Source organism: Arcobacter sp. s6 (genome assembly GCF_040884245.1).
Lineage (GTDB): Bacteria > Campylobacterota > Campylobacteria > Campylobacterales > Arcobacteraceae > Aliarcobacter.
The window spans coordinates 26,659-51,234 of the sequence record NZ_JBEVTN010000002.1; the positions used below are offsets into that span (position 1 = coordinate 26,659).

The 24,576-nt window shown below is 27.8% G+C and carries 23 protein-coding genes; 13 read left to right on the forward strand and 10 right to left on the reverse strand.

Features of this window, described 5'->3' with window-relative positions:
- The first annotated feature begins 16 nt into the window (after nt 1-16).
- Complete coding sequence (locus ABVS04_RS01095; protein ID WP_368028810.1) at nt 17-1,081, forward strand: TRAP transporter substrate-binding protein; 1,065 nt, start codon at nt 17-19, stop codon at nt 1,079-1,081.
- Between the two features lie 33 nt (nt 1,082-1,114).
- Here the strand turns inward: ABVS04_RS01095 and ABVS04_RS01100 are convergent, their stop codons facing one another.
- From ABVS04_RS01100 to rsmA, 10 genes are all read right to left on the reverse strand, one after another.
- On the reverse strand, nt 1,115-1,849 hold the full coding sequence (locus ABVS04_RS01100) for a succinate dehydrogenase/fumarate reductase iron-sulfur subunit (protein WP_368028811.1): 735 nt from the start codon (nt 1,847-1,849) through the stop codon (nt 1,115-1,117).
- Nucleotides 1,846-3,450, reverse strand: a complete 1,605-nt coding sequence (locus tag ABVS04_RS01105) for an FAD-dependent oxidoreductase (protein WP_368028812.1) — start codon at nt 3,448-3,450, stop codon at nt 1,846-1,848. The genes ABVS04_RS01100 and ABVS04_RS01105 overlap by 4 nt, the downstream gene beginning before the upstream one ends.
- A gap of 1 nt (nt 3,451) precedes the next feature.
- Nucleotides 3,452-3,829 (reverse strand): hypothetical protein, encoded by a 378-nt coding sequence (locus tag ABVS04_RS01110; RefSeq protein ID WP_368028813.1) that lies wholly within the window; start codon nt 3,827-3,829, stop codon nt 3,452-3,454.
- A 285-nt stretch (nt 3,830-4,114) separates the two neighbouring features.
- Nucleotides 4,115-5,521: a PhoH family protein gene (locus ABVS04_RS01115; protein WP_368028814.1), complete on the reverse strand. Its 1,407-nt coding sequence runs from the start codon at nt 5,519-5,521 to the stop codon at nt 4,115-4,117.
- On the reverse strand, nt 5,518-6,042 hold the full coding sequence (gene hemJ / locus ABVS04_RS01120) for a protoporphyrinogen oxidase HemJ (protein ID WP_368028815.1): 525 nt from the start codon (nt 6,040-6,042) through the stop codon (nt 5,518-5,520). Before hemJ ends, ABVS04_RS01115 begins: the two co-directional genes overlap by 4 nt.
- 1 nt (nt 6,043) lies before the next feature.
- Nucleotides 6,044-7,234 (reverse strand): replication-associated recombination protein A, encoded by a 1,191-nt coding sequence (locus ABVS04_RS01125; RefSeq protein WP_368028977.1) that lies wholly within the window; start codon nt 7,232-7,234, stop codon nt 6,044-6,046.
- Nucleotides 7,218-8,024 carry a pseudouridine synthase gene (locus ABVS04_RS01130; RefSeq protein WP_368028816.1) on the reverse strand — a complete coding sequence of 269 codons (807 nt, stop codon included), beginning with the start codon at nt 8,022-8,024 and terminating at the stop codon, nt 7,218-7,220. Before ABVS04_RS01130 ends, ABVS04_RS01125 begins: the two co-directional genes overlap by 17 nt.
- Nucleotides 8,021-8,983, reverse strand: coding sequence for an SIS domain-containing protein (locus tag ABVS04_RS01135; protein ID WP_368028817.1), 963 nt, complete (start codon nt 8,981-8,983; stop codon nt 8,021-8,023). Before ABVS04_RS01135 ends, ABVS04_RS01130 begins: the two co-directional genes overlap by 4 nt.
- An 11-nt stretch (nt 8,984-8,994) precedes the next feature.
- Nucleotides 8,995-10,953, reverse strand: a complete 1,959-nt coding sequence (locus ABVS04_RS01140; protein WP_368028818.1) for a ribonuclease J — start codon at nt 10,951-10,953, stop codon at nt 8,995-8,997.
- Complete coding sequence (rsmA, locus tag ABVS04_RS01145; RefSeq protein ID WP_368028819.1) at nt 10,937-11,734, reverse strand: 16S rRNA (adenine(1518)-N(6)/adenine(1519)-N(6))-dimethyltransferase RsmA; 798 nt, start codon at nt 11,732-11,734, stop codon at nt 10,937-10,939. The genes ABVS04_RS01140 and rsmA overlap by 17 nt, the downstream gene beginning before the upstream one ends.
- A 73-nt stretch (nt 11,735-11,807) precedes the next feature.
- Between rsmA and hisF the strand changes: the two genes are divergently transcribed.
- From hisF to ABVS04_RS01205, 12 genes are all read left to right on the forward strand, one after another.
- Complete coding sequence (gene hisF / locus ABVS04_RS01150) at nt 11,808-12,569, forward strand: imidazole glycerol phosphate synthase subunit HisF (protein ID WP_368028820.1); 762 nt, start codon at nt 11,808-11,810, stop codon at nt 12,567-12,569.
- Nucleotide 12,570: 1 nt separating this feature from the next.
- Entirely contained in the window at nt 12,571-13,257 is a 687-nt protein-coding gene (locus ABVS04_RS01155) for an SIMPL domain-containing protein (RefSeq protein ID WP_368028821.1), read from the forward strand.
- Nucleotides 13,254-13,790: a purine-nucleoside phosphorylase gene (locus ABVS04_RS01160; RefSeq protein ID WP_368028822.1), complete on the forward strand. Its 537-nt coding sequence runs from the start codon at nt 13,254-13,256 to the stop codon at nt 13,788-13,790. The genes ABVS04_RS01155 and ABVS04_RS01160 overlap by 4 nt, the downstream gene beginning before the upstream one ends.
- A 27-nt stretch (nt 13,791-13,817) precedes the next feature.
- Nucleotides 13,818-14,900: a 23S rRNA (adenine(2503)-C(2))-methyltransferase RlmN gene (rlmN, locus tag ABVS04_RS01165; protein WP_368028823.1), complete on the forward strand. Its 1,083-nt coding sequence runs from the start codon at nt 13,818-13,820 to the stop codon at nt 14,898-14,900.
- Between the two features lie 89 nt (nt 14,901-14,989).
- Nucleotides 14,990-16,399 carry a glutamate--tRNA ligase gene (gltX, locus tag ABVS04_RS01170; RefSeq protein ID WP_368028824.1) on the forward strand — a complete coding sequence of 470 codons (1,410 nt, stop codon included), beginning with the start codon at nt 14,990-14,992 and terminating at the stop codon, nt 16,397-16,399.
- Nucleotides 16,400-16,452: 53 nt separating this feature from the next.
- Complete coding sequence (locus ABVS04_RS01175) at nt 16,453-16,719, forward strand: RNA-binding protein (RefSeq protein WP_172124020.1); 267 nt, start codon at nt 16,453-16,455, stop codon at nt 16,717-16,719.
- A gap of 248 nt (nt 16,720-16,967) precedes the next feature.
- A complete protein-coding gene (locus ABVS04_RS01180) occupies nt 16,968-17,627 on the forward strand; it encodes a response regulator transcription factor (protein WP_368028825.1) in 660 nt (219 codons plus the stop codon).
- Nucleotides 17,605-18,759, forward strand: a complete 1,155-nt coding sequence (locus ABVS04_RS01185; protein WP_368028826.1) for a sensor histidine kinase — start codon at nt 17,605-17,607, stop codon at nt 18,757-18,759. The genes ABVS04_RS01180 and ABVS04_RS01185 overlap by 23 nt, the downstream gene beginning before the upstream one ends.
- Nucleotides 18,760-18,832: 73 nt before the next feature.
- Nucleotides 18,833-19,216, forward strand: coding sequence for a FixH family protein (locus ABVS04_RS01190; protein ID WP_368028827.1), 384 nt, complete (start codon nt 18,833-18,835; stop codon nt 19,214-19,216).
- A complete protein-coding gene (locus ABVS04_RS01195; RefSeq protein ID WP_368028828.1) occupies nt 19,216-20,412 on the forward strand; it encodes a TolC family protein in 1,197 nt (398 codons plus the stop codon). Before ABVS04_RS01190 ends, ABVS04_RS01195 begins: the two co-directional genes overlap by 1 nt.
- A complete protein-coding gene (locus ABVS04_RS01200) occupies nt 20,409-21,422 on the forward strand; it encodes an efflux RND transporter periplasmic adaptor subunit (protein WP_368028829.1) in 1,014 nt (337 codons plus the stop codon). Before ABVS04_RS01195 ends, ABVS04_RS01200 begins: the two co-directional genes overlap by 4 nt.
- A 6-nt stretch (nt 21,423-21,428) precedes the next feature.
- Nucleotides 21,429-24,545: an efflux RND transporter permease subunit gene (locus ABVS04_RS01205; RefSeq protein WP_368028830.1), complete on the forward strand. Its 3,117-nt coding sequence runs from the start codon at nt 21,429-21,431 to the stop codon at nt 24,543-24,545.
- Nucleotides 24,546-24,576 lie beyond the last annotated feature (31 nt).

Consider the following 24,576-nt stretch of genomic DNA (forward strand, 5'->3'; position numbering starts at 1 on the left):
ATTACAAGGAGTATAAATGAAAAAAACAATTAGAAAATTTTCTTTCTTTGTTGTTTGCATAGGATTATTGTCTTCTTTAAGTGCAGATGATAAAGTATATAAATTTACTATGGCAACAACTTGGGGTGAAACTGCTACGCCTCTTATAGATACAGCTAAAAACATGGCTAGTATGGCTTATAAAATGTCAAATGGTAGGCTTGATATTAAAGTAGATTCGGCAAATAAACATAAAGCGCCTTTAGGTGTTCTTGATATGGTTAAAGCTGGGCAATATGATATGGGGCACACGGCATCATATTATTGGAAAGGTAAAGACATAAACACTTTACCCTTTACATCAATGCCTTTTGGTTTAACTGCTCCTGAACAATATGCATGGTTTTACCATGGTGGTGGAATGGAACTTATGAAAAAGGTTTATGATAAACATGGTGTATTATCATTTCCTGGTGGAAGTACAGGTGTTCAAATGGGAGGATGGTTTAAAAAAGAAATCAATACTCTTGATGATTTAAAAGGTCTTAAAATGAGAATTCCAGGATTTGCAGGTGAGATCATGGCAAAGCTAGGTGTTCAAGCTAATAATATGGCTGCAGGTGAATTATTTACTTCACTAGAAATGGGAACAATTGATGCATTAGAATGGGTTGGACCTTCAATGGATATTAGTATGGGATTTCATAAGATTGCTCCATATTATTATACAGGATGGCATGAACCAGCATCAGAAATGCAATTTATCATTAATACAAAGAAATTTGAGAAATTACCAGATGATTTAAAAGAGATTATGGTTGATGCAATAAGATTAAGCGCTTATGATATGTATATTCAAAATTATGATATGAATGCTGTTGCATGGCAACAAATGAAAACTGAATATCCAAATATTCAAGTTAAAACTTTTTCTAAACAAATTATGGATGAGATGAAAAAAGCAAATCAAGAATTAAGAACAGAAATGGGAGAGAAAAGTCCTTTATTAAAAGAGATTTTAGATTCTCAAGATGTTTATATGAAAAAAGTAAGAGAGTGGACTAAAATGTCTGACTACTTATACTTAAAAGACAATTTATAATACTTTTATAATAAAGAGGATTTTTCCTCTTTATTAAAATCCATTTGGATTAAATCCCCCAAAATCATCATTGAAATTTGTACCAAAATCAAAAGTCTGCATATTTGGATTATTATAACCATTTTGTATAGATATATTTTGTAATTGCATAATATCTGCTTTTGGATCTATACCTTGTGGACAAACAAGTGTACATGCACTACATAAAGTACAATCCCATATCCCATTTGATTGAATACTACTCACTATATTTGCTCTAGAAGCGTTTTTCTTGTCATTTATATATCGTAAGGCTCTTGTTAGTGCAAAAGGCCCTAGAAAGTCTTTATTTACATCGTAAACAGGACATGAGCTAAAACATGAATTGCATAAAATACAATTACTTTGTAAATCTATTATTTTTATATCTTTTTGACTTAACTCAATTTCTATATTCTCTTCAATAAAGCTGTTTGTTTTCTTTATCAAAAATGTTTCATGTGAAACATCTACTATTAAATCCTTTATTATATTGGAGTTACTCATGGGTTCAATTAAGTCTGAATCTTTGATTCTTGTTTTACATGCTAATTTTTCTACACCATTGACTTTAAGAGCGCATGAACCACATACTCCACTTTTACAACCACATCTAAATGTTAATGTTGAATCAATATTAATTTTAATATCATATAAAGCTTTTAATAAATTATCTTCATTTGTATCATATTGATATACTTTATCTTCATATACTTTATCTTTAGAAAATCTTTTTATATTAATTTTCATTTGATGTCCTCTAACTCTATATTTGTACTATTATTTTGTATATAAACTTTTGAACACTTATTATAGTTCTCATCTGTATTTGGATAGTCAGTTCTATAATGGCTTCCTCTACTTTCTTTTCTATTTATTGCACAAGTTGTTGTTATTATTGCAATATCTAAAATATTTTTGAATTCAATAAATTCAATTAGATTCTTATTAAATACATTTGATTTGTCAGCAATTCCCATCTTGGGTAATTTATTCTTAATTTCATTAAGTTCATTTAACAATTCATTCATTTTTTCTTCATCTCTGAATAATCCAAGCTTATCAAACAAGCTAAGTCCAATTATTTCTTTATATTTATAAAAGTTTTCAATATTTGGTAATGAATAAATATTTTCAATTTCCTTTATTTCATCTTTATATTGGGTGTTATTTGATATATGGAAATCATTAATTTCATTTGATTTTATTGATGCATTTAATCCAGCTACTTTAGCGAATGTAACTATTTCTAGTAAAGAGTTTCCCCCTAGCCTATTTGCTCCATGTATATATGCTTGAGCACATTCTCCACAAGCATAAAGATTTGATATATTTGTTTTTGTCTCTTTATCTGTTTTTATTCCACCCATACTATAGTGGGCTGCTGGAATAATTGGAAGTAACTCTTCTTCGATTTTTATATTAGAAAATTCATAGGCTAAAGTTCTTTCTTGTGGCATCAGTTCCTTTATCTTATCTATTCCTAAATGCCTCAAATCAAGATATACTTTTTCATCTTTTTTTATTTTCTCATATATGGCTCTAGATACTTCATCTCTTGGTTTTAATTCATCAATAAATCTTTTTTCATCTTTATCAACAAGATATCCACCCTCACCTCTAGCACTTTCACTTATCAAAATATTTGAGTTTTCTAGTGTAGTTGGGTGAAATTGTACAAATTCCATATTGGATAATTCGCATCCAGCTTTGTATGCTATATTAATTCCATCAGCTGTATTTGAATATGAATTTGTTGTATGGTTATAATAAATACCTGCATATCCACCGCTTGCGATTATTGTAGTTTTTGATATAAATTCTTTTACTTCACCTGTTTGTATATCAAGTGCAGTTATACCTTTAGCTATATCTTTGTGAACTATTAGATTTAAAGCTAGATGTTCATTTTTGAAATTTATTCCCTCTTTAATGCATTGATCATATAGTGTATGAAGTATTTTTAAACCAGTATAATCACTTGAGTAACAAGTTCTTATTTTCTTTGTTCCACCAAATTTTCTTTGAGCTATTTTATTGTCTTTATCCCTATTAAAGGGAACACCAATGGAATCTAGCCAATGTATAGTATCTTTAGCATTTTCACACATAAACTTTATGGTGTCTTTATTCGCAAGCTTAAAAGATGCATTATATGTATCTTCAGTATGTATATCAACACTATCATCATCTTCATATAAAACAGCATTTATTCCACCTTGTGCTTGAACACTTTGTGAGTGTGTTGGATATGTTTTTGATACAACTAAAACATTTGAATCATTTTTCTTTGCATTTAATGCAGCAGTTAGTCCAGCTATTCCTGAACCAATTATTAATACATCTATCATTTTAATCCCAAAATTCTTTTAGTGGTTCAATCTTCTCTTCTCTTGCACTATTTGAATCAAAAGAAAAATCAGAATTATCAATTTGTTCATATACATTTTGAGAATTATCACTATTTATTTTTTCATCGCTTTGTTTTGTAGATTCAATATTTTCTTTTTTTGAACTTTCATTTAAAATCTTCTCTTTTAGTTTCAAATAGTCATTCATTATATTTTCATATTGATTGAAATCTAAAAGTATGACACCTGGTTTTCCATCTCTTAGAATTATTGCTTTTTCAATTTCATTTTTATTTAATTTATCAAATATATTTTTACTCTTTCTAACTAATTCAGTTGAAGAAAACATTTCATTTGATGTATATTGTAATAAGCCCATTTTTACTCCTTTACATATTATAATGTGTATTATAACACAAAATGAAGTTTATTTATTTTTAATTTTATATTTAGATTCTTAGTTTATATTATAAATATAATTACGATTTTATAGGCTTGTATTCTTAGTCTTTTTAATTCATTTAAACAAATTAGTTAATTAAAAATATATTTAAATATTTGTATAAAAGAATTTTACAATTTTTATTAATCAAAATGTAAATTGAGTTTTAGTACTAATTAATTGATGTATTATAATTGATTAAATAACATCTAAAAAAAGATGTTATTTAGAGAAAATTTCTTCAGCCCATTCTGTTATTGGGCCTCTTAGAACTTTTTGTAATTTGATTGCAAATGAATTTACAAGTGTATTTTCATTTTTAGTAGATTTTAAAAGTGTAGTTAATGCATTTGTATATTTGTTTACATAGAAGTTATCTATTTGTTTATTTGAACCTAGTATAACAACTTTACAAGAACTATCAATTCTTGATAAAACCATTTGCATAGTTTTATTTGACATGTTTTGTGCTTCATCAATAATTATAAATGAGTTGGATAAGGTTCTTCCACGCATTTCCCCTACCCACATAGTCTCTATTCCATAATTGCTAATCATTTGTTCGATTCGAGCTGTTACTTCGCTGTCGTCCAATTCTGACACTATAGTATCAGGAGCTTTTTTATTTCTTTTTCTTTTATGCTCTGTTCTAATAATATAATCCAAACTATCCATCAAGGGATGATTGTATATTCTAAATTTTTCTTCAAGACCAGGAAGATAACCTACTTCCTCTCCTTTATCAAGTGATTCAATTGAATTTCTTATATAAATGATTTTTTGAAAGTGTTTTTGTCTAACAAGTTTTAATGCTCCACTTAAAGCTAATAATGTCTTTCCTGAACCTGCTTTTGCTTCTACAATTAGAACATTATAAAAATGATTAAGAATTGCATCTGAAAAGAATAACTGCTCTTTATTTAAAGGAGTAATTATTTGATCTCTAATTTCATCTTCATCTAATACTCTAATTCTTTTGTTTTGAATATTTGCTAAAACAACTTGATCTGATGCTTCTACATTAAAACAATATGAGAAATTATATGGTTTATATTCTTTATCAAATTTATTTATTTCTTGATTATCAAGAAATTCTAAGTCTTGAAATCTTATATCAATATCTTTAATAAATTCAAACTCAAAATTGTCCTTATCCTTACCTACAAGTGCATCTGTTTTAATATCAAGAGATACTGCCCTAGTTCTTGCCATTATATCTAGTGATAAAAATTCAACTTGATTATTATAGTAAGTATTTGCAAAGGTAGCAATTTCTAGAATCTTTCTATCATTGATTATATTTGGAGATATATTTTTTATATTCACTAAATATTCATCTTTTGAAATAATATCTATAATAGTATTTTTATCATTTTGTATTTTTAATCTAATGGTTTTATATGATTCTACCTTTTGAGAATTTAATATTTCAGAGTTTTCTAAAATTCTTGCAAACTCTCTTGCTTGAAAATTGATTTCATCAAAACCACTTTTTTTAGTATCAAGTTCATCTAAAACTGTTTCGGGTAAAATAATTAGATTCTTCCCTTCTTGTGATAATTTATATATATTTGTTGCATCTTCTAGTAGTATATTTGTATCTAATACATAGTATTTCTCAAAATTCATGATATCTTCTTTTCTTTTTGTTTATAAACTTTATATACTATAAATGAACCAATAACAAGTGTTACGATTGTAAATAATAGTGAAAAAGTTTTTGTAATTACATATGCTACAATAAATAAAGATAAAATAGTAGGTATTTCATTGTATGCTCTAAAGAAATTACCACTTCTTTCATAATTATCTTTTTCTAATTTTTTTCTATAATATCCTAGTGAATATGAATATATAACAAGCAATAAAGCAAAAAATATTTTCGCATGCATCCACCCACCTGCTTCGCTTGATAATAAATATGGATTTAAATAAAGCATTACTGATCCACTTATTATTGTAGCCCACATTGCTGGAACACCAATATATTTGTACATCTTAAGTTCTTGAATTTTGACTACATCAACAAACTCTTTCTTATTTTGATGCTCTGTATGATATACATAAAGTCTTGGTTGATAAAAAAGCATTGCCATCCAAGACATCATAGCCATAATGTGAAAAGTCAGTATCCAAGTATAATATTCCATTTTAATCCTTACTATTGTTTTTTATCTTAATCAACCATTCATTTAAACTTTTTTCAAATCCTATATTAGAATTTTCATAAAGCTTTAAATCTTCTTTTAAATATTCTTGTTCAACATATCCACCATAATTATGGGGGTATAAATAGCCTATATGCTGCGAATCAAGATGTTTTGGTATATCTAGTATCTTTCCTGCTTTTATCTCTTCTAAAGCTTTATTTACTGCTTTATATGCACTATTTGATTTTGGACTCGAAGCTAGGTAAATTGCACACTGAGAAAGTATGATTCTCGATTCTGGATACCCTATTTTATTACAAGCAATCATTGTGTTTACTGCAAGGTTTAAAGCATTTGGATTTGCATTACCAATATCTTCACTTGCAAATATAACTAATCTTCTTGTAATAAAGTCAACACTTTCTCCACCATTTATCAATCTGCTCATATAATAAAGTGAAGCATCAATATTTGAACCTCGTAAAGACTTTATCATAGCACTTGCTAAATCATAATGTGTATCAGAAGATGAAACTCCATCCCCTATTACATTCTCTCTTAATTCTTTTAATAAACTCACATCAATATCTTTAGATACTTTATATGAAAAATTAAGAAGTGTAAGCATAGCTCTAGCATCTCCTGAACTCGAAGTAATCAAGTACTCTAAAGCATCAGATTCTATATTTATATCAATATCTTTTAAAGCAATATCAAGAATTTTATTCATCTCTTCTTTTGTAAAGGCTTTAAATTCATATAAAAATGATCTTGATCTAATTGCTGATGTTAAAGTAAAAAATGGATTTTCAGTACTTGCTCCAATTATGATTGCATCATAATTTTCCATAATAGGAAGAAGGACTTCTTGTTGGTTTTTAGATAATCGATGAACTTCATCAATAAAGATTAAAGGCTTAATTAAAGAGTTTTTATATTTATCAAACACTTTACGTAAATCTTCAATTTTTATACTTGTAGCATTAAAATAAAAATAGTCTGTATTTATTTCACGAGCTATAATCTTTGCTAGTGTAGTTTTTCCAGTTCCAGGTTTTCCATAAAAAAATAGATGTGGTATGTCTTTTTTTTTAATTAATTTATATAGTGCCTTATCTTTAGCAATAATGTGAGATTGACCAACAAAATTATCTAGATTTGTTGGTCTTAATTTATTAGATAGATCTATCATCTTCATTCATAAAGATTCTAAGATTTTTGTATTCCTCTTTCGTCAAATATCTTGTTTTTCCTGTTGGTAGATTATTTAAAGAGATCCCACCATACTCCAATCTTTTTAAATCAAGTACATCAAGTCCAAAATGAGCAAAGAATCTTCTTAATTCTCTATTTTTACCTTCACTAATTACAACTTTGATTTTTGAAAACTTCTCACCATTACTTTGAATATCATATGCTAAAAATGGTGCAAAACTCATTGATTTAATTTTACTAGTTTTATAAGCGCCACTTGTTGCATCTTCTATTTCTAATCCATGTTGCATAGCCTCTTCAACAGGTTTTGTAATAATACCATTTACTTTTATTTTATAAACTCTTTCTAAATCAGAGTGCATTAATGCATCAACAATAGTAACACTATCTGAAAGTAATAATAAACCTTCACTAGCATAGTCAAGTCTACCTACACTTAAAAAGTGTTTGTATTTATGATCAAGTGAATCATAAATAGTACGTCTTCCTTGAGGATCTTTTTTTGATACTATTTCACCTTTCGGTTTGTTATATACTATTACGGTAGAAATTTTATTTTTGTCTTCTCTAATTTTTTTTCTACCAATCTCAACTTCATCTTTATTTGAAACTTTTGTAGCAAGATTTGTTACAATTTTTCCATTAACTTTTACTTTACCCTCTTCTATTAGCTTATCAGCTTCTCTTCTTGAATAATTACTATTATGAGATAAAAATTTATTTAATCTTACTAATTCTTCTTGAACTTCTTCGTCTCTTTTTTTCATTTTATACCAGCTTCTATTAAATCATGAATATGTAATACACCAACTAATTTATCATTTTCATCAGTTACAATTAATAGCTGTATTTTATAATCTTCTATTACTTGTAGTGCATCACTTGCTAAAAGCTCTTTGTTTTTTAATCTTTTTGGATTCATTGTAGCAATCTCTTCTACTTTACAATCCATAGAAAAATTATCACCCATTAAAGCTCTTCTTAAATCCCCATCACTTAAAAGTGCAATTACTTTATTTTCTTTATCTGTAATTATTACACTTCCAAGTCTTCCTTCGCTCATTATTAAAATTGCATCTTTTAATTTTGTTTCACGTGAAACTACTGGAAGATTCTCTTTTCGTAATAAATCATCAACTTTTACAAAAAGTTGTTTTCCTAAACTTCCACCTGGATGAAATGAAGCAAAGTCTTCTTTTTTAAAATTTCTTTTTTTCATCAAACAAACAGCAAGAGCATCACCCATAGCCATAGTTAGAGTTGTAGATGACATAGGTGCAACATCAAGCGGGCATCCTTCTTTTTCAACTTTTATATTTATAAAAACATCTGCATATTTAGCTAATGTTGATTCAGGATTTCTAGCCATTGCAATTAAAGGGATATTAAATCTCTTTAAATGTGGAAGAATTTGTACTAATTCTTCACTTTCTCCACTATATGAAATTCCAAGAACAATATCATTCTTTCCAATCATTCCTAAATCACCATGCATTGCTTCTGTAGGATGTAGAAAAAATGAGCTTGTACCAGTACTTGCAAGAGTAGCAGCAATTTTTGCTCCAACTAATCCCGATTTACCAACACCTGTGATAATTAATTTACCTTTAGTACTTATTATTAACTCAATTGCTTTTTCTATATCAAAAGCTATATTATTTGCAGCTTTTTCTAACTCTTTTGCTTCAACTAGTAATAAATCTTTAACAATTTGTTTGAAATCCATCTATACAATCCTTATTGAACAAATATTGTAGGAACTATCATAGGATATTTTTTATATTTTCTCGTACAATGTTTTCTAACAACTTTTCTTAATTCATCTTCTAAAATTCTATTGTTTTTTAGAATTCCAGGTTTAATATTTTCTAAGAATGTAGTTAATAAATCTTCAATCTCTTTAGAGAAGAATTTATCTTGTTTATCGGGAACTAATCCAAAAGAAGTAACTTTTGGTCTTTGTGCCATAGTTCTGTCATTTTCATTAATTTGTGCAACAATCATAACAACACCTTCATTTGCCATTGTTTGTCTATCTAAAATTACATCATCAGAAATTTTATTGTTTAATTGGTTATCAATATAAACTTTTCCTGTTTTAACAGTTTTTACTTTTTTAAGATATTTAGGGCTTACTTCAATTTGCTCTCCATCACTCATAATATAAACATTTCTTTCTAATACACCACAATCAATACCTGTTTGACCATGTTTTAATGCATGATTATATTCACCATGAACAGGTAAGAAGAATTTTGGTTTAACAAGTCTTAGCATTAATTTTTGTTCTTCTTGAGAAGCATGCCCAGAAACGTGAATATCACCATAATCTTGATATGCAACTTTAGCCCCAGCTTTTAATAAATGATTGATAATACCAGATACACTAGCTTCATTCCCTGGAATTGCTTTAGCTGATAATATAATTTGATCATCTGGCTTTATCTTGATATGTCTATGCTCATGAATAGCCATTCTATAAAGTGCTGACATAGATTCTCCTTGAGATCCTGTTGTTACAATTAAAATTTCTTTATCATTATATTTATTTACTTCATGAGCTTCTATAAATTGATCTTTTGGAAATTTTATATATCCTAAACTCATTGCTAAGTCTAGATTCTTTTCCATTGATCTTCCAATAACACAGATTTTTCGCCCGAATGTAATTGCTCTCTCAATTGCTTGTGCAACCCTATGAATATTTGAAGAGAATGTAGACATAAGAATTCTACCTTTAGCTCCTGCAAATAATCTATCAAAAGTTGGACCAACTGTTTTTTCTGTTCTTGTAAAACCAGGAGCATGTGAATTTGTTGAATCTGATGTTAAAAGTAAAACACCTTTTTCACCATAATGAGCAAGTCTATGTAAATCTGTTGGCAAGTTATCGTATGGAGTATGATCTATTTTAAAATCACCCGTATGAATCATTGTTCCAGCTTCAGTTGTAACAGCAATACATGAACAATCAATAATTGAGTGAGTAACATGTATCCATTCAATTTCAAACTCCCCTATTTTTATAGGAGTTCTTTTTTGAATAGCTCTTAAGTATGATCTATGTTCTCTCATTTTATGTTCATCAAGTTTTGAACCAATCATTTCCAGTGGTAATGATGTACCATAAACTGGAAACTGCATTTCTTTAAATAAGTATGGCATAGCGCCAATATGATCTTCATGACCATGTGTAATAATAATTGCAATAATTTTATCTTTAATTTCTCTGATGTATGAGAAATCAGGAATTAAAATATCAACACCATGCATGTTTTCATCAGGAAAACTCATTCCAACATCAACGATAATTGCTTCATTCTCAGTTTCTATAACCATCATATTTCCACCAATTTCACCTAATCCTCCAAGTGGAGTAATTTTCAGTTTTGCAGATGTATTTAAATTTAGTTTATAGTGAGGATTTAATCTATCTCTATGAATTTTTTCATTTATTAAATGTGCTTTTTTAAGATCAGTAATCCATCCTTCACCTTTTTGTTGATTAGCAACAGCATTGTTAGCATTTGGATTAGTTTTAGGTTTTGGCTTTCTTTTTTTGAAAGGTGGTTTTTTTGTTTCTACGCCTTCTGTGCTTTGCTCAGAAGTAGTTGCTGTAGTATTTGTATTTTGATTAGTTGTTTGAATTACTTGTTTGTTAACAACAGCCTGTTCTTCTTTATTTATTTCTTCCATCTTTTACCCTTGTATGCATTTGGCTATACAAAGATGAACTTACTTCATGAGGTCTAATATTATCATTAATATTTAACTCTTTATAAATTTCTGAAATGGCTTCTTTACTTACAACTGATGTAAGATTTTTAGAAAGTTTTTTTCTTGGTTGCACAAAGCATGCTTTTAAAAACTTATTAAAATCTTTATCAAGAACTTTATCCATATCTTTTTTTATATAAAGAATTGAAGACATTATTTTTGGTGGAGGATCGAAAGATTCAGGAGGAACATCAAAAAGTATTTTTGAATCAACAGAAATTAATTCAGTAATAATACCTAATGAAGAATATTCTTTATCTTTTACACGTGCAGTAAATTTTTCTGCAACTTCCTTTTGAACCATCACAATAATGTGTTCACAAGCGCTATCTTCAAACGCTCTTAATATAATATTTGTTGCAATATAGTATGGTAGATTTGCGATTAAATCATATCTACCATCATGTAGAGTTTTTTGCTTATCCCAAGCCTCTAAAACATCAGTGTGGATCAGTTTTAGTCTACCCTCTTCTATTTCTATTGCAAATTTAGACTCTAAGATGCTGATTAAATCAGTATCTACTTCATAAGCAGTCATATCTTTGTACTTGACTAAGTTTTTGGTCAAATCACCTAATCCAGGCCCAATTTCAACGATGTAGTTATTCTTGGTGGGCATCGATTGGATGATTTTATCCAAAATAGTCGTATCTTTTAAAAAGTTTTGTCCGTATTGTTTTTTCGCTTTTACTTTTTCCATAATTGCAAGGAGTATATCTGCTTTTAACTTACAATTAGATAAGATAATATTTAGTTATTATGAAGGATTATATTTGAGTAGTTTTGCAAAAAGAATAATACCATGTTTAGATGTTGATAATGGAAGAGTTGTAAAAGGTGTGAACTTTGTTGGTCTTCGTGATGCAGGGGACCCTGTTGAAGTCGCAAAAAGATACAATGCAGAAGGTGCTGATGAAATTACTTTTTTAGATATTACAGCTAGCCATGAAAATAGAGGAACAATTGTTGATATTGTAAAAAAGGTTGCTCAAGAGGTTTTTATTCCACTAACTGTTGGTGGAGGAATTAGAAAACTTGAAGATATTTATGCCTTACTAAATGTAGGATGCGATAAAGTTTCTATTAATTCATCTGCTGTTACAAACCCAGATTTAATAAATGAAAGCTCAAAAAGATTTGGTTCACAATGTATAGTGGTAGCCATTGATGTAAAAAAAGTTTCTGATGGTTCATATCATGTTTTTGTAAAAGGTGGTAGAGAAGACACAGGCCTTGATGCACTTTCATGGGCAAAAGAAGTATATGATAGAGGTGCTGGTGAGATACTTTTAACTTCTATGGATACAGATGGTGCTAAAACAGGATTTGAATTAAATATTACAGAACAAATATCAAAACTAGTTGATATTCCTGTAATTGCAAGTGGAGGTGCTGGAACTATGCAGCATATAAAAGAAGCTTTTGAACATGGTGCAAGTGCAGCACTTGCTGCTTCAATTTTTCACTTTAAAGAGATAGATATTATGGATTTAAAAAGATATTTAAGAGCTAATAATATTCCTGTAAGGATATAAAATGAATAAAAAAATATTTTCATTATTGATATTACCTATTTTGTCATTTTCTTATGAAATAAATTTCAATAAAAGTTTTTCAAAAGTTGTTAATCCTGATTTATTAAATACATATATTAATATAAGTGTTGAAAAATTAGATGAATCAAAAGTAAATATAGAAATAGAAAAATTTAATGATTTTATGAAAAACAATAAAAGTATTACATTAAAAAATGGAAGTTTTACTTTAAGTCCAAAATATAAATATTATGATAATAAACAAGAATTTACAGGTTATGTAGGAAGTCTAAGATATACTGCTGAATCAACAGATGCAAAAAAATTAAATAGTTTTATGGATGAATTAATTTCTATAAAAGATAGTACAAAATCTGAAGATGTAAAACTAAATATTTCAAATGTATCATGGAAAATAAGTGATGAACTACAAAATAAAAGTTATGATGAATTAAGACTAGAATCAATTACATGGTTAGAATCTTACTCAAAAACTTTATCTGCAAAATTATCAAAATCTTGCGAGATAAAAACTATAAATGTAAATGAATCACAAAATGGGAATATAATGTATGCAAGAGCTGAAATAGCATATTCAACAAAAGCAAAAATAGCTGCAGACGTGGCACCTATTAATAGTGAGCAAAATATTAATATTAATCCAAATTTTACATTGGAATGTAAATGATTATCTGTGCTGGAAGAAATGAAGTTTTTCCATTCGCCCACCCTATTGGTGTGGGTTTGGTTGAATCTGCTATAAACTTAACAAGAATATGTTTATTTGATAAGCCTGAGTTTTTACTTTTTATAGGAAGTGCAGGTTCATATGGTAACCATCAAATATTTGATATTATTGAATCAAAAAGAGCTTCAAATATAGAGCTTGGTTTTTTAATACAAAGTGCATATACTCCACTTGATAATGTTTTAGAATCAGAGAATAAATTTGCAAGAAATGACACAATTGTAAACTCATCAAACTATATATCTACAAATGAAAAATTATGTAAAGAGTTTAATGATTATGGTGTTGGAATTGAAAATATGGAGTTTTTTTCAATTTTAAGTGTTGCAAAGGAGTTTGAAATTCCAGTTGCTGGAATATTTGTAATAACAAACTATACAAATGAGACTGCCCATGAAGATTTTATAAAAAATCACAAAGAAGCAATGGATAAACTAACAAAATATTTACTTGAAAAAAATATAATAAAATAGACAAAATAAAATACTGGATAAATTATAATGGCAAAAGAAGAATTAATATCAATATATGATTACACATTAGATGAACTAAAAGAAAAATTAAAACCATCATTTAGAGCAAAGCAAGTGTACAACTGGCTTTATAAAAAATATGCAAACTCATATGATGAAATGAAAAATATACCAAATGAATTAAAAGAAGATTTAAAAGCAAACTATCCAATTGATGTTATGACAATAGTAAAAAAAGAGCAAAGTATTGATGGAAGCATCAAATATCTTTTTAAATTAAGAGATAACCACACAGTTGAAGCTGTATTACTTTTGATGAAAGATAAGAAAAAAGATGAAGATGGAAATATTGTAAGAAGTGAAAAATACACTGTATGTATTTCATCTCAAGTTGGCTGTAAGGTTGGATGTACTTTTTGTTTAACGGCAAAAGGTGGATTTGTACGAAATCTTACAGTTGGAGAGTATATAGCTCAAATTGTAAATATAAAAAGAGATAATGACATAGCTGAAAACAAAGCATTAAACATTGTTTATATGGGAATGGGTGAACCTCTTGACAACTTTACTAATTTCGTAAAAGCAGTTAGTATATTCTCTGAACTTGATGGATTAGCAATTTCAAGAAGAAGACAAACAGTGTCAACATCAGGAATTGCATCTAAAATAGAAAAGTTAGGTCAAATTGATTTAGGAATACAACTTGCAATTTCTCTTCATGCTGTTGATGATGAGTTAAGAAGTGAATTAATTCCTATGAATAAAGCTTATAATATCGCTTCAATTATTGATGCTGTTAAGAAATTTCCAATAGATACAAGAAAAAAAGTTATGTTTGAGTATTTAGTAATAAAAAATAAAAATGATTCAGTTGATGCTGCAAAAAAACTTTTAAAACTTCTAAATGGAATTCAAGCAAAAGTAAATTTAATTTTCTTTAATCCCTATCCAGGGACTACATATCAGCGACCTGAAGTTGAAGATATGTTAAGATTCAAAGATTATTTAAATGAACGTGGATTAATTTGTACTATTAGGGAATCAAAAGGTATTGACATAAGTGCTGCTTGTGGGCAGTTAAAGGAGAAAGAAGCTAATGGGAATTCTTGAAATATCACTATTAATCTTTATAGCAATTGTAGCTATTGTTACGGGCATAGGATTTTATATACAAAACAAAAAAGAGGAGAAATAATTTAATGGCAATTACAAGATTTGCACCAAGTCCAACAGGATATTTACATATTGGTGGTTTAAGAACTTCATTATATAGCTATTTGTGGGCTAGAAAAACAGGTGGAGAGTTTAAATTAAGAATTGAAGATACTGATACTGCAAGAAATAATGAAGATGCAATGGAAGCTATTATTAATGCATTTGATTGGGTTGGCTTAAATTATGATGGTGAAGTTTTGTATCAATCAAAAAGAACAGAAATTTATAAAGTATATATTGATATCTTATTAGATAATGGAAATGCTTATAAATGTTATATGAGTAGAGAAGAACTTGATGCCCTAAGAGCAGGTCAAGAAGCTAGAAAAGAAAACCCAAGATATGATGGAACTTGGAGACCAGAAGATGGGAAAGTTTTACCTGAAATCCCTCAAGGTGTTGAGCCAGTTATTAGAATCAAAGCTCCAACTTCTGGAACAATAGAATTTTTAGATGGTGTAAAAGGTCCTATGAAATTTGATGCTAATCAAGTTGATGACTTTGTAATTGCAAGATCAAATGGAATGCCTACATATAATTTTGTTGTTGCCGTTGATGATGCCTTAATGGAGATGACTGATATTATAAGAGGTGATGATCACTTATCAAATACTCCAAAACAAATTGTTGTTTATAATGCCTTAGGATTTAAAGTACCTAAGTTTTATCATGTTCCAATGATTAATAATCCATCTGGGAAAAAACTATCTAAAAGAGATGGTGCAATGGATGTTATGGATTATAAGAATCAAGGATATTTACCTGAAGCTTTATTAAACTTTTTAGTTAGACTTGGATGGTCAAATGGTGACCAAGAAATCTTTTCAATGGAAGATATGTTAGAATTGTTTGATCCTTCAAATATTAATAAATCAGCATCTGCATACAATGCTGAAAAATTATTGTGGTTAAACTCTGAATATATAAAAGCTGTATCAAATGATAGATTAATTCAAGAATTAAAGTTCTTTGATATGGATTTATCTCATCATCCAAAAAGAACAGAACTTTTAGATTTATCAAAACAAAGAGCACAAACATTAATAGAGTTAAAAGCCTCAGTAAATGCTATATTGGAAATTCCAACTTCTTATGAAGAGAGCGGAGTTAAGAAATTTGTAAAAGAAGATACAAAAGCATTTTTAGAAAAATATATTAATCTACTAGAAAAAAATAAAGATGACTTGTATGATGTTGCAAAAGTTGAAGAGATCACAAAACCTTTTATTACTGAAAATGGATTGAAATTTCCACAATTATTTCAACCAATTAGAATAGCATTAACAGGTGGAACACAAGCTCCTTCAGTGTATGACATCATTGCAATTTTAGGATTTAATGAGGTTTCTTCAAGATTACAAAATGCTCTAAAAAGAAATTTTCAAAATACTTGATTATTTAAAAATAATCAGGCATAATATTATAACATTTACAAAGGATAGAATAGATGAACATTTACGTAGGTAATTTATCATACAGAATGAATGATAAAGAGTTAGAAGAAGTTTTCTCAAAGTTTGGTGCAGTAAAAAGTGCAAAAGTTATCATGGATAGAGAAACAGGAAAATCTAAAGGATTTGGTTTTATTGAAATGGAAGATGCATCAGCTGGGACTAAAGCAATTGAAGCTTTAAATGGTAATGACTGCGAAGGTAGAACTTTAAGAGTTAATGAAGCAAAACCTAGAGAAGAAAGACCAAGAAGACAATTCTAATTTAAGTTAAAGTAGCATTTATTTTAAATGCTACATAACTTAGACCTTATGCTTAACTTTTTTAAAGTTACTCATCAAATCCAATCACGAAATATAGAAATTTAGACTCCTCATTTAATTCCATCTGTATGGAATTATTGTTATTTAATAAATAGTTATTTATTAATAGGAGGAGCTATTCTATAGCTTATAAAAAATCACAAATAACACTAAATAATTTTATGCTACAATTTATTCAAGGAATTTAAATGAAAATATTACTACTTGAAGATGATTTAATTTTGAATGAAATAATACAAGAACATCTAATGGAGATGAATAATAGTGTAACTTCAGTATTTACAGGTGATGAAGCCCAAGATATAATTTATTCAAAAACATTTGATTTAATGCTTTTAGATGTAAATGTTCCAAATATAAATGGCTTTGAATTATTAGAAGATTTAAGAAAAAATGGAATAAAAACACCAGCAATTTTTTTAACTTCTGCTCATTTGTTAGAAGATATTGAAAAAGGGTTTAAATCAGGTTGTGATGATTATATTAAAAAACCATTTGAATTAAAAGAGTTGGATTTAAGAATTGAAAATATTAAAAGATTACACAATATTTCATCTTCTAATAGCATTGAAATATCAAATAAAATATATCTAAATAAAGATACTCTAACAATAAATAAAGATGCTAAAACTATTCATATTGCCCAAAAAGAGAGTGAAGTATTAGAATATTTAATAAAAAATAGAAATAAATCAGTTAGTATTGAAGAATTAAGTATAAATGTTTGGGCATATGAAGAAGCGCCAATAGCTTCTACTATTAGAACTTATATTAAAAATCTGCGTAAAATATTAGGGGAAGACTCTATTATAAATATAAGAGGAGTTGGTTATAGATTTAACAGCTAGTGAAAAAAGCACTTTTATAAGATTTCTTTTTTTATATTTGGGCTCATCTTTTGTATTAATGTTAATGGTTGCATTTTTCTATTTTCAAAATGAAAAAACACTATATTATGATTTAACAAAATCAAATATGCAAAATGTAGTTTCACAAATATCATCAAAAATAATATTTGCACATATGACAAATAAGGAGTTTGATAAAAATTATTTACTAAAAACAGATGATTATAAAATCTCTTTTTATGATGAGAATAAAAATAAAATCTTTGGAAATTTGGATGATGAAATTGATTTTACAAAAACAATAATAGAGCATCAAAAACATTTTATTTTAATTGACTCCTCTACTTTAGGCCATTTGGGTGTTTATTATATAGCGATAAAAGAGAATCTTTTTTTTGAACAAATCAGTAAATTAAAAACAAATATTGTACTTATTTTCTTTTTAATCTATTTATTTATTGCAATTATAGGATTTTATTTAGCAAAGCTATTTTTAAAGCCTATAAAAGACGAACGAGAAAAACTTAATAACTTTATCAAAGATACAACCCATGAGTTAAATACACCAATTAGCGCTATTTTAATGTCAACAGAATCAAATAGCTTAAATGAAAAACAAATAGAAAGAATAAGAATAAGCGCAAAAAGAGTATCTGAGCTATATAAAGATCTAACTTATATATTTTTACAAAATAGTTATGATAAGAAATCTATTGAAATAGTAAATTTAAAACAAATAATAATAGAACAGCTAGAATTTTTTCAACCTTTAGCAATAAAAAAGAGAATAGATATAAAACTAAAATTAGAAGATTTTGAGTATAAAATAGATAAAGATGATTTTATAAGAGTTTTCAATAATCTAATATCAAATGCAATTAAATATAATAAAATAGCTGGATTTATAGAGATAAAACTTGAAAATAGATCTTTAATAATAAGTGATTCAGGTATTGGAATAGAGCAAAATAAACTAAAAGATATATTTAAAAGATATTATAGAGCAACAACGCAACAAGGCGGTTTTGGAATAGGTCTTAGTATTGTAAATCAAATATGTAATAATTATAATATAAATATATCTGTAAACTCACAATTAAAAAAAGGTACAACTTTTACTCTAAATTTTTAAAAAAGAATCTACACATTAACTCCTCACAAAATTGATAATATTTTATATACTAAAAATTTCAAAGGAGAAATATATGAAAAGTTTAATCAAATTATTTGCAACGCTATTAATAACAGTTGGTTTTTTAAATGCCCAAGCAATAGAACAAAATGGTGCAAAAGATGGTTATGATATTAAATTAAGCTCTGAAAAAAGCTTGATTGTAGGAACAAATACTTTTGATATTGAATTATCTAAAGATGGTGTAGCAATTACAGATGCAAAAGTAAAATTAAAAGTTTTTATGCCTGAAATGCCAGGTATGCCATATATGGAATATGAAGATAAAGCAGTACTTGAAAATGGAGTTTACAAAGTAAATGTTAACTTTAGTATGTCAGGAACTTGGCAATATCATCTAAAATTTAAAACAAAAGATGATGTGGTTCATACTGTAAAAGGTAGTATAAACCTATAATGAAAAAGATATTACTATGCTCAAGCCTTACTGTTTGCCTATTATCAGCTGTGACAATAGATGAGCTAGTAAAAAATACAAATGAAAATAATTATGATATAAAAAGTATAGATAAATCCATAGAAGTTGCAAATCATCAGATTTTATTATCTAAAAAGTGGCAAAACCCTACTTTGTCACTTGGATTAAATGACCTATGGCTTAACGATTTAAGTTCAAGAGATAAAGAGGCTATGCAAGCTTCTTTTATAGGCTTATCTCAAGTGATTCCTACAGGTTCAAAATTAGAAATAAAAGAAAAGATTGCCCAAAAAGATAGAAATATACAAATACAAAATCTTGAAGATAAAAAGCTAGAGCTAGAATCAAAAGTTTATGAATATGTATATACTATTTTACTTTTAGAAAGAAAATATAAGCTATTAGAGTCATATGAAGAAAATATTAAAAAACTAGAAACTTTATTTACTTCTTTATATAAATATCAAAAAGTTACTCAAAATGAGATATTAAATTCTCAAATATCGGCTTTAGATATAAGTTTGCAAAAACAAAATCTTAAGAATATGATTGATAATTCATACTTAAAATTGGAGCAAATTACATATACTAAGATTGATAAAATCGATGAAAATATTGATATAAAGAAGATAAATTTATTAAGTATAAACCAAGAACATCCCAAGTTTAAAACCCTGGAAGAGATGGCAAACAAATCAAAAAATATGGCAGATTTAGAGGCTGAAAAAAAGATTCCAGATGTGATGTTAAATGTGGCTTATTTTCAAAGGGATTCTAGATTTAATGATTATGTAAATGTGAGTGTTAGTTTCCCACTTCCTATTTATGACACTGAAAATACAGCTAGACTTCAAGCTAAAATGAATATGAATGAAACAAATGATAAATTAGTACAGCTAAAACATAACTTCTCAATGCAAAGTGAAATATTAAAAAATAGTTTAAACAGTTCATATACAAACTACAATTTAATAGAAGAAAAAATTATACCAATCAAAGAAAAAATACAAACAAATATAGAGACTTACACAAGCTTTGATAAGATTAAACCACAAGAAAGCATTAAAAATTTAAATGAATTAATATCTTATGAAATAAAAGCAATAGATGAATTACAAAAATATTATGAAGCTTATTCTGCTTTATTATATTTTACAAATAAAGGCATAAAATGATTAGAAGTATAAAAATAGTATTGTTAGGCACCCTACTTTTAACAACGGCTTTAAATGCCCAAATTATAGAAGCCAAACAGCTTTTTAACAAGAAAATTGTAAAAGTAAAAAAAGAAGAATTAGCTCTTACAAAAAGTTTTTATGGAATAACAAAAATTGATGAGAGCTCATTAGTTGATATCGTAAGTAGATTTGATGGTTATATTACAAAGTTAAATGCAAATAAAACCTATATGAGTATAAAAAAAGGTGAGCCTTTATACTCTATTTATTCAGATGATATTTTAAGTATTCAAAGTGAACTTCAAATTGCAAGTGATTTTAATAAGAACATTTATAATTCAACTCTTCTAAGACTTGATAACTTAGACATATCAAAATCTGAACAAGAAAAAATCAGAAAATCAAAAGTAGATAAAAATGGTATAGTGGTTACCTCTAGTGTAAATGGTATCCTACTAGCAAAAAGTATAAATAACTCAAGTGCCGTAAAAAAGGGAACTACCCTACTTCAACTGGCTTCTTTAGATAAAATTTGGTTTATTAGTTCTATTTACCAAAGTGACTTATCTTATGTAAAAAAAGGTATGGAAGCACAAATATCTATTGATGGATTAAATTCTAGTATAAAATCAACAGTTGATTTTATTTACCCTACTTTTGATGAAAAAACAAAAACAGTTGATGTAAGATTTATACTTGATAATACAAATAATGAGCTTGTTCCAAGTATGTTTGGAAAAATAGATTTAACGGTAAGAAAATCACTAATGCTAACTTTACCAAAAACAGCTGTACTAAAAAAAGCTGATACATATTATGTATTTAGACCTATTTCAAATGAAGAGTTTGAACCTATAAAAATAAATGCAAAACGAATATCTTCAAATAAGTATGAAATACTTGGTGGCTTACAAGAGAATGATGAGGTTATAAACAATGCCCTATTCTTGCTAGATTCAGATGCAGTTACAAATGCACTGTATGAATCTGATGATGAAGATTGGTAGGAAAAGATGGTAGAAAGTATAATCTCATATAGTGTTAGAAATAAATTTTTAGTACTTTTTTGCGTAATCATTTTAACTTTTGCATCTTTTTGGGCTGTGAAAAACACAAGTTTAGATGCCCTACCTGATTTATCACCTCCTCAAGTGATTGTTCAAGTTGAGTGGAAAGGTCAAAGTCCAAAAACAATCGAAGAGCAAATATCATATCCTTTGATTTCAAACTTAATGTCTTTGCCAAATATTGATACGGTCCGAGCTATGAGCTCTTTTTCAAATGCGATGATTTATATTATTTTCAAAGATGGAACAGATATTTATGATTCAAGAAGCAGAATTTTAGAGCAATTATCAACTCTTCAAGGAACCTTTCCTGAAGGTTCAAGTGTTCAAATAGGTCCTGATGCTACGGGTGTTGGTTGGGCTTATGAATATGCATTAACATCAAAAACAAAAAGCTTAGATGAGCTTAGAACTTTACAAGATTATTATTATAAATTTGCTCTTTTAGGGGTTGATGGAGTAAGTGAAATTGCATCAGTTGGAGGTTTTGTAAAAAACTATGAAATCACACTAAATCAAGATAAATTAGTTCAATATGATTTAAGTATAGAAGATGTTAAAAAAGCCTTAGTAAATAATAATGATGAAAAAGGTGGAAGAATAATCTTAGAAAATGGTTATGAACATATGATTCAAGCCAAAGGTTACCTAAAAAATGTTTTTGATATAGAAAATATTACTGTTAAAACTTTTAATTCAATTCCTTTAAAAATAAAAGACATCGCAAATGTAAATATTACATCATCAAATAGAAGAGGAATGGTCGATTTAAACGGGCAGGGTGAAACAGTTGGAGGTATTGTAGTTGTTAGGTTTGGTGAAAACCCATATGCAGTTATAAAAGCTGTAAAAGAAAAACTAGAAACCCTAAACGTTGATGATGTTGAAGTTGTTGAAACTTATGATAGAACTTCATTAATTGATAAAGCTATTGATACTTTAAAAAATACATTAATTGAAGAATCGATTATTGTAATGATAGTAAGTGGATTATTTTTATTTCACTTTAGAAGTGCATTAATTATTATTATAACCTTGCCAATAACTGTATTAATCACTTTTTTAATGATGAAAGCCTTTGGAATGGGCTCAAATATTATGAGTTTAGGTGGAATTGCAATTGCTATTGGAGCAATGGTTGATGCCACAATTGTAATGGTTGAAAATGCCCATAAATATCTTCAAGGAAAAGAGAATATAAGTAATAAAGAACGAATTGAAATAATTATTAAATCAGCAAAACAAGTAGGGCGACCAATCTTTTTTGCACTAATATTAGTAGTTATTTCTTTCTTACCAATATTTGCATTAAGTGGACAAGAAGGTCGGTTATTTGGACCATTAGCTTTTACTAAATCATTTGCAATGATTAGTGGAGCAATTTTGTCAATCACAATTGTTCCTATTTTGATGGTGTTTCTAATTCGTGGAAAAATAATGGCAGAAGATAAAAATATATTAAATAAATTTTTCATTATGCTTTATTCACCGCTTCTAAAAATTTCATTAAAATTAAGATATTTGGTTGTTGTGATTTTTATTGGAACAATAATTTTAGCATATCCCGTTTATAAAAAACAAAATTGGGAATTTATGCCAATGATGAATGAGCAAGTTTTTATGTATATGCCTGTAACTCCCTATGGAATAGGGATAGACTTAGCTAAAGAACTCACAAATAAAACAAATATAATTTTAAAATCATTTCCAGAAGTAGATACCGTATTTGGAAAAGCAGGGCGTGCACAAACAGCAACAGATCCCGCCCCACTTGCGATGATAGAAACAATAGTAACTTTTAAACCACAAGAAGAATGGCGTCCTGGAATGACCTATAAAAAACTAATGGAAGAGATGAATAACAAACTTCAAGTAGCAGGGCTTATTAATTCTTGGACCTATCCAATTAGAGGAAGAATTGATATGCTTCTTACAGGTATTAGGACACCTTTGGGAATCAAGCTGTATGGAAATAATCATGAACAACTAGAAAAAACAGCAGGATTAATTGAGCAAAAATTAAAGAAATTTGATAAGACCTTATCTGTTTCAACTGATAAGATAAATTCAGGATATTATTTAAATATTGACATAAAAGAGGAGATGATAGCAAGATATGGAATTAGTAAAAATGATGTAATATCAACTATTTCACTTGGAGTTGCAGGATCTCAAATATCTACTTTTATAGATAAATTAGAGAGATATCCAATTACTTTGAGATTTGAAACAACTCAAAGAGAAGATTTAATAAGTTTAGAAAATCTTCAAATAAAAACAAAATTAGGTTTTCAACCCCTTAAAATGTTTGCGAATTTAGAGTATGAAGAGGGACCATCTGTTATAAAATCAGAAAAAGCATTAAATGTAAATTTCATTTATATTACACCAAAAGATGGAATATCAGCAAATCAGTATAAGGATGAAGCAAAAGAGTTATTAAAAGATATAAAACTTCCTAGTGGTTACTATTATGAGTGGGCAGGGCAGAGTGAGTATTTGGAATCTGCTCTTCAAAGGCTTGTTTATATTATTCCTTTAACTTTTGTAATTATATTTGTACTTATATATTTAGCTTTGAGGAATTTAACATATACAATGATAATTTTCTTTACCTTACCATTTGCATTAACAGGTGGAATATTTTATTTAGAGTTTTTGAATTTTAATATATCAATTGCTGTAATTGTAGGTTTCTTGGCACTTTTAGGAGTCGCTGCTGAAACATCTATAGTGATGCTTGTATATTTACATGAAGCTATGCATGAATTGAATAAAAAAATAAAAGATCCAAACAGAACAGATATTTTTAATGCAATTTATAAAGGTGCAGTTTTAAGGCTAAGACCAAAACTTATGACACTATTTGCAATATTAGGAGGATTAATTCCTATTATGTATATACATGGTGTTGGAAGTGAAGTTATGCAAAGAATTGCAGCTCCTATGATTGGTGGAATGGTATCTTCAGCTTTTTTAACTTTGATTATAATTCCTTCGATATTTTATATCTTGGCAATTAGAAAAAAAGGAAAGATGATAGAGGGTGAATTAGATCATTAAGTAAAATTATATAATCTAAACAGTTACTACA

Excerpts from the sequence above, each read along its gene's own strand:
- ABVS04_RS01095 (WP_368028810.1), top strand. The coding sequence starts at position 17 with ATGAAAAAAACAATTAGAAAATTTTCTTTCTTTGTTGTTTGCATAGGA.
- ABVS04_RS01100 (WP_368028811.1), bottom strand. The coding sequence starts at position 1,849 with ATGAAAATTAATATAAAAAGATTTTCTAAAGATAAAGTATATGAAGAT.
- ABVS04_RS01105 (WP_368028812.1), bottom strand. The coding sequence starts at position 3,450 with ATGATAGATGTATTAATAATTGGTTCAGGAATAGCTGGACTAACTGCT.
- ABVS04_RS01110 (WP_368028813.1), bottom strand. The coding sequence starts at position 3,829 with ATGGGCTTATTACAATATACATCAAATGAAATGTTTTCTTCAACTGAA.
- ABVS04_RS01115 (WP_368028814.1), bottom strand. The coding sequence starts at position 5,521 with ATGAATTTTGAGAAATACTATGTATTAGATACAAATATACTACTAGAA.
- hemJ (WP_368028815.1), bottom strand. The coding sequence starts at position 6,042 with ATGGAATATTATACTTGGATACTGACTTTTCACATTATGGCTATGATG.
- ABVS04_RS01125 (WP_368028977.1), bottom strand. The coding sequence starts at position 7,234 with ATGATAGATCTATCTAATAAATTAAGACCAACAAATCTAGATAATTTT.
- ABVS04_RS01130 (WP_368028816.1), bottom strand. The coding sequence starts at position 8,024 with ATGAAAAAAAGAGACGAAGAAGTTCAAGAAGAATTAGTAAGATTAAAT.
- ABVS04_RS01135 (WP_368028817.1), bottom strand. The coding sequence starts at position 8,983 with ATGGATTTCAAACAAATTGTTAAAGATTTATTACTAGTTGAAGCAAAA.
- ABVS04_RS01140 (WP_368028818.1), bottom strand. The coding sequence starts at position 10,953 with ATGGAAGAAATAAATAAAGAAGAACAGGCTGTTGTTAACAAACAAGTA.
- rsmA (WP_368028819.1), bottom strand. The coding sequence starts at position 11,734 with ATGGAAAAAGTAAAAGCGAAAAAACAATACGGACAAAACTTTTTAAAA.
- ABVS04_RS01155 (WP_368028821.1), top strand. The coding sequence starts at position 12,571 with ATGAATAAAAAAATATTTTCATTATTGATATTACCTATTTTGTCATTT.
- ABVS04_RS01160 (WP_368028822.1), top strand. The coding sequence starts at position 13,254 with ATGATTATCTGTGCTGGAAGAAATGAAGTTTTTCCATTCGCCCACCCT.
- rlmN (WP_368028823.1), top strand. The coding sequence starts at position 13,818 with ATGGCAAAAGAAGAATTAATATCAATATATGATTACACATTAGATGAA.
- gltX (WP_368028824.1), top strand. The coding sequence starts at position 14,990 with ATGGCAATTACAAGATTTGCACCAAGTCCAACAGGATATTTACATATT.
- ABVS04_RS01175 (WP_172124020.1), top strand. The coding sequence starts at position 16,453 with ATGAACATTTACGTAGGTAATTTATCATACAGAATGAATGATAAAGAG.
- ABVS04_RS01180 (WP_368028825.1), top strand. The coding sequence starts at position 16,968 with ATGAAAATATTACTACTTGAAGATGATTTAATTTTGAATGAAATAATA.
- ABVS04_RS01190 (WP_368028827.1), top strand. The coding sequence starts at position 18,833 with ATGAAAAGTTTAATCAAATTATTTGCAACGCTATTAATAACAGTTGGT.
- ABVS04_RS01195 (WP_368028828.1), top strand. The coding sequence starts at position 19,216 with ATGAAAAAGATATTACTATGCTCAAGCCTTACTGTTTGCCTATTATCA.
- ABVS04_RS01200 (WP_368028829.1), top strand. The coding sequence starts at position 20,409 with ATGATTAGAAGTATAAAAATAGTATTGTTAGGCACCCTACTTTTAACA.
- ABVS04_RS01205 (WP_368028830.1), top strand. The coding sequence starts at position 21,429 with ATGGTAGAAAGTATAATCTCATATAGTGTTAGAAATAAATTTTTAGTA.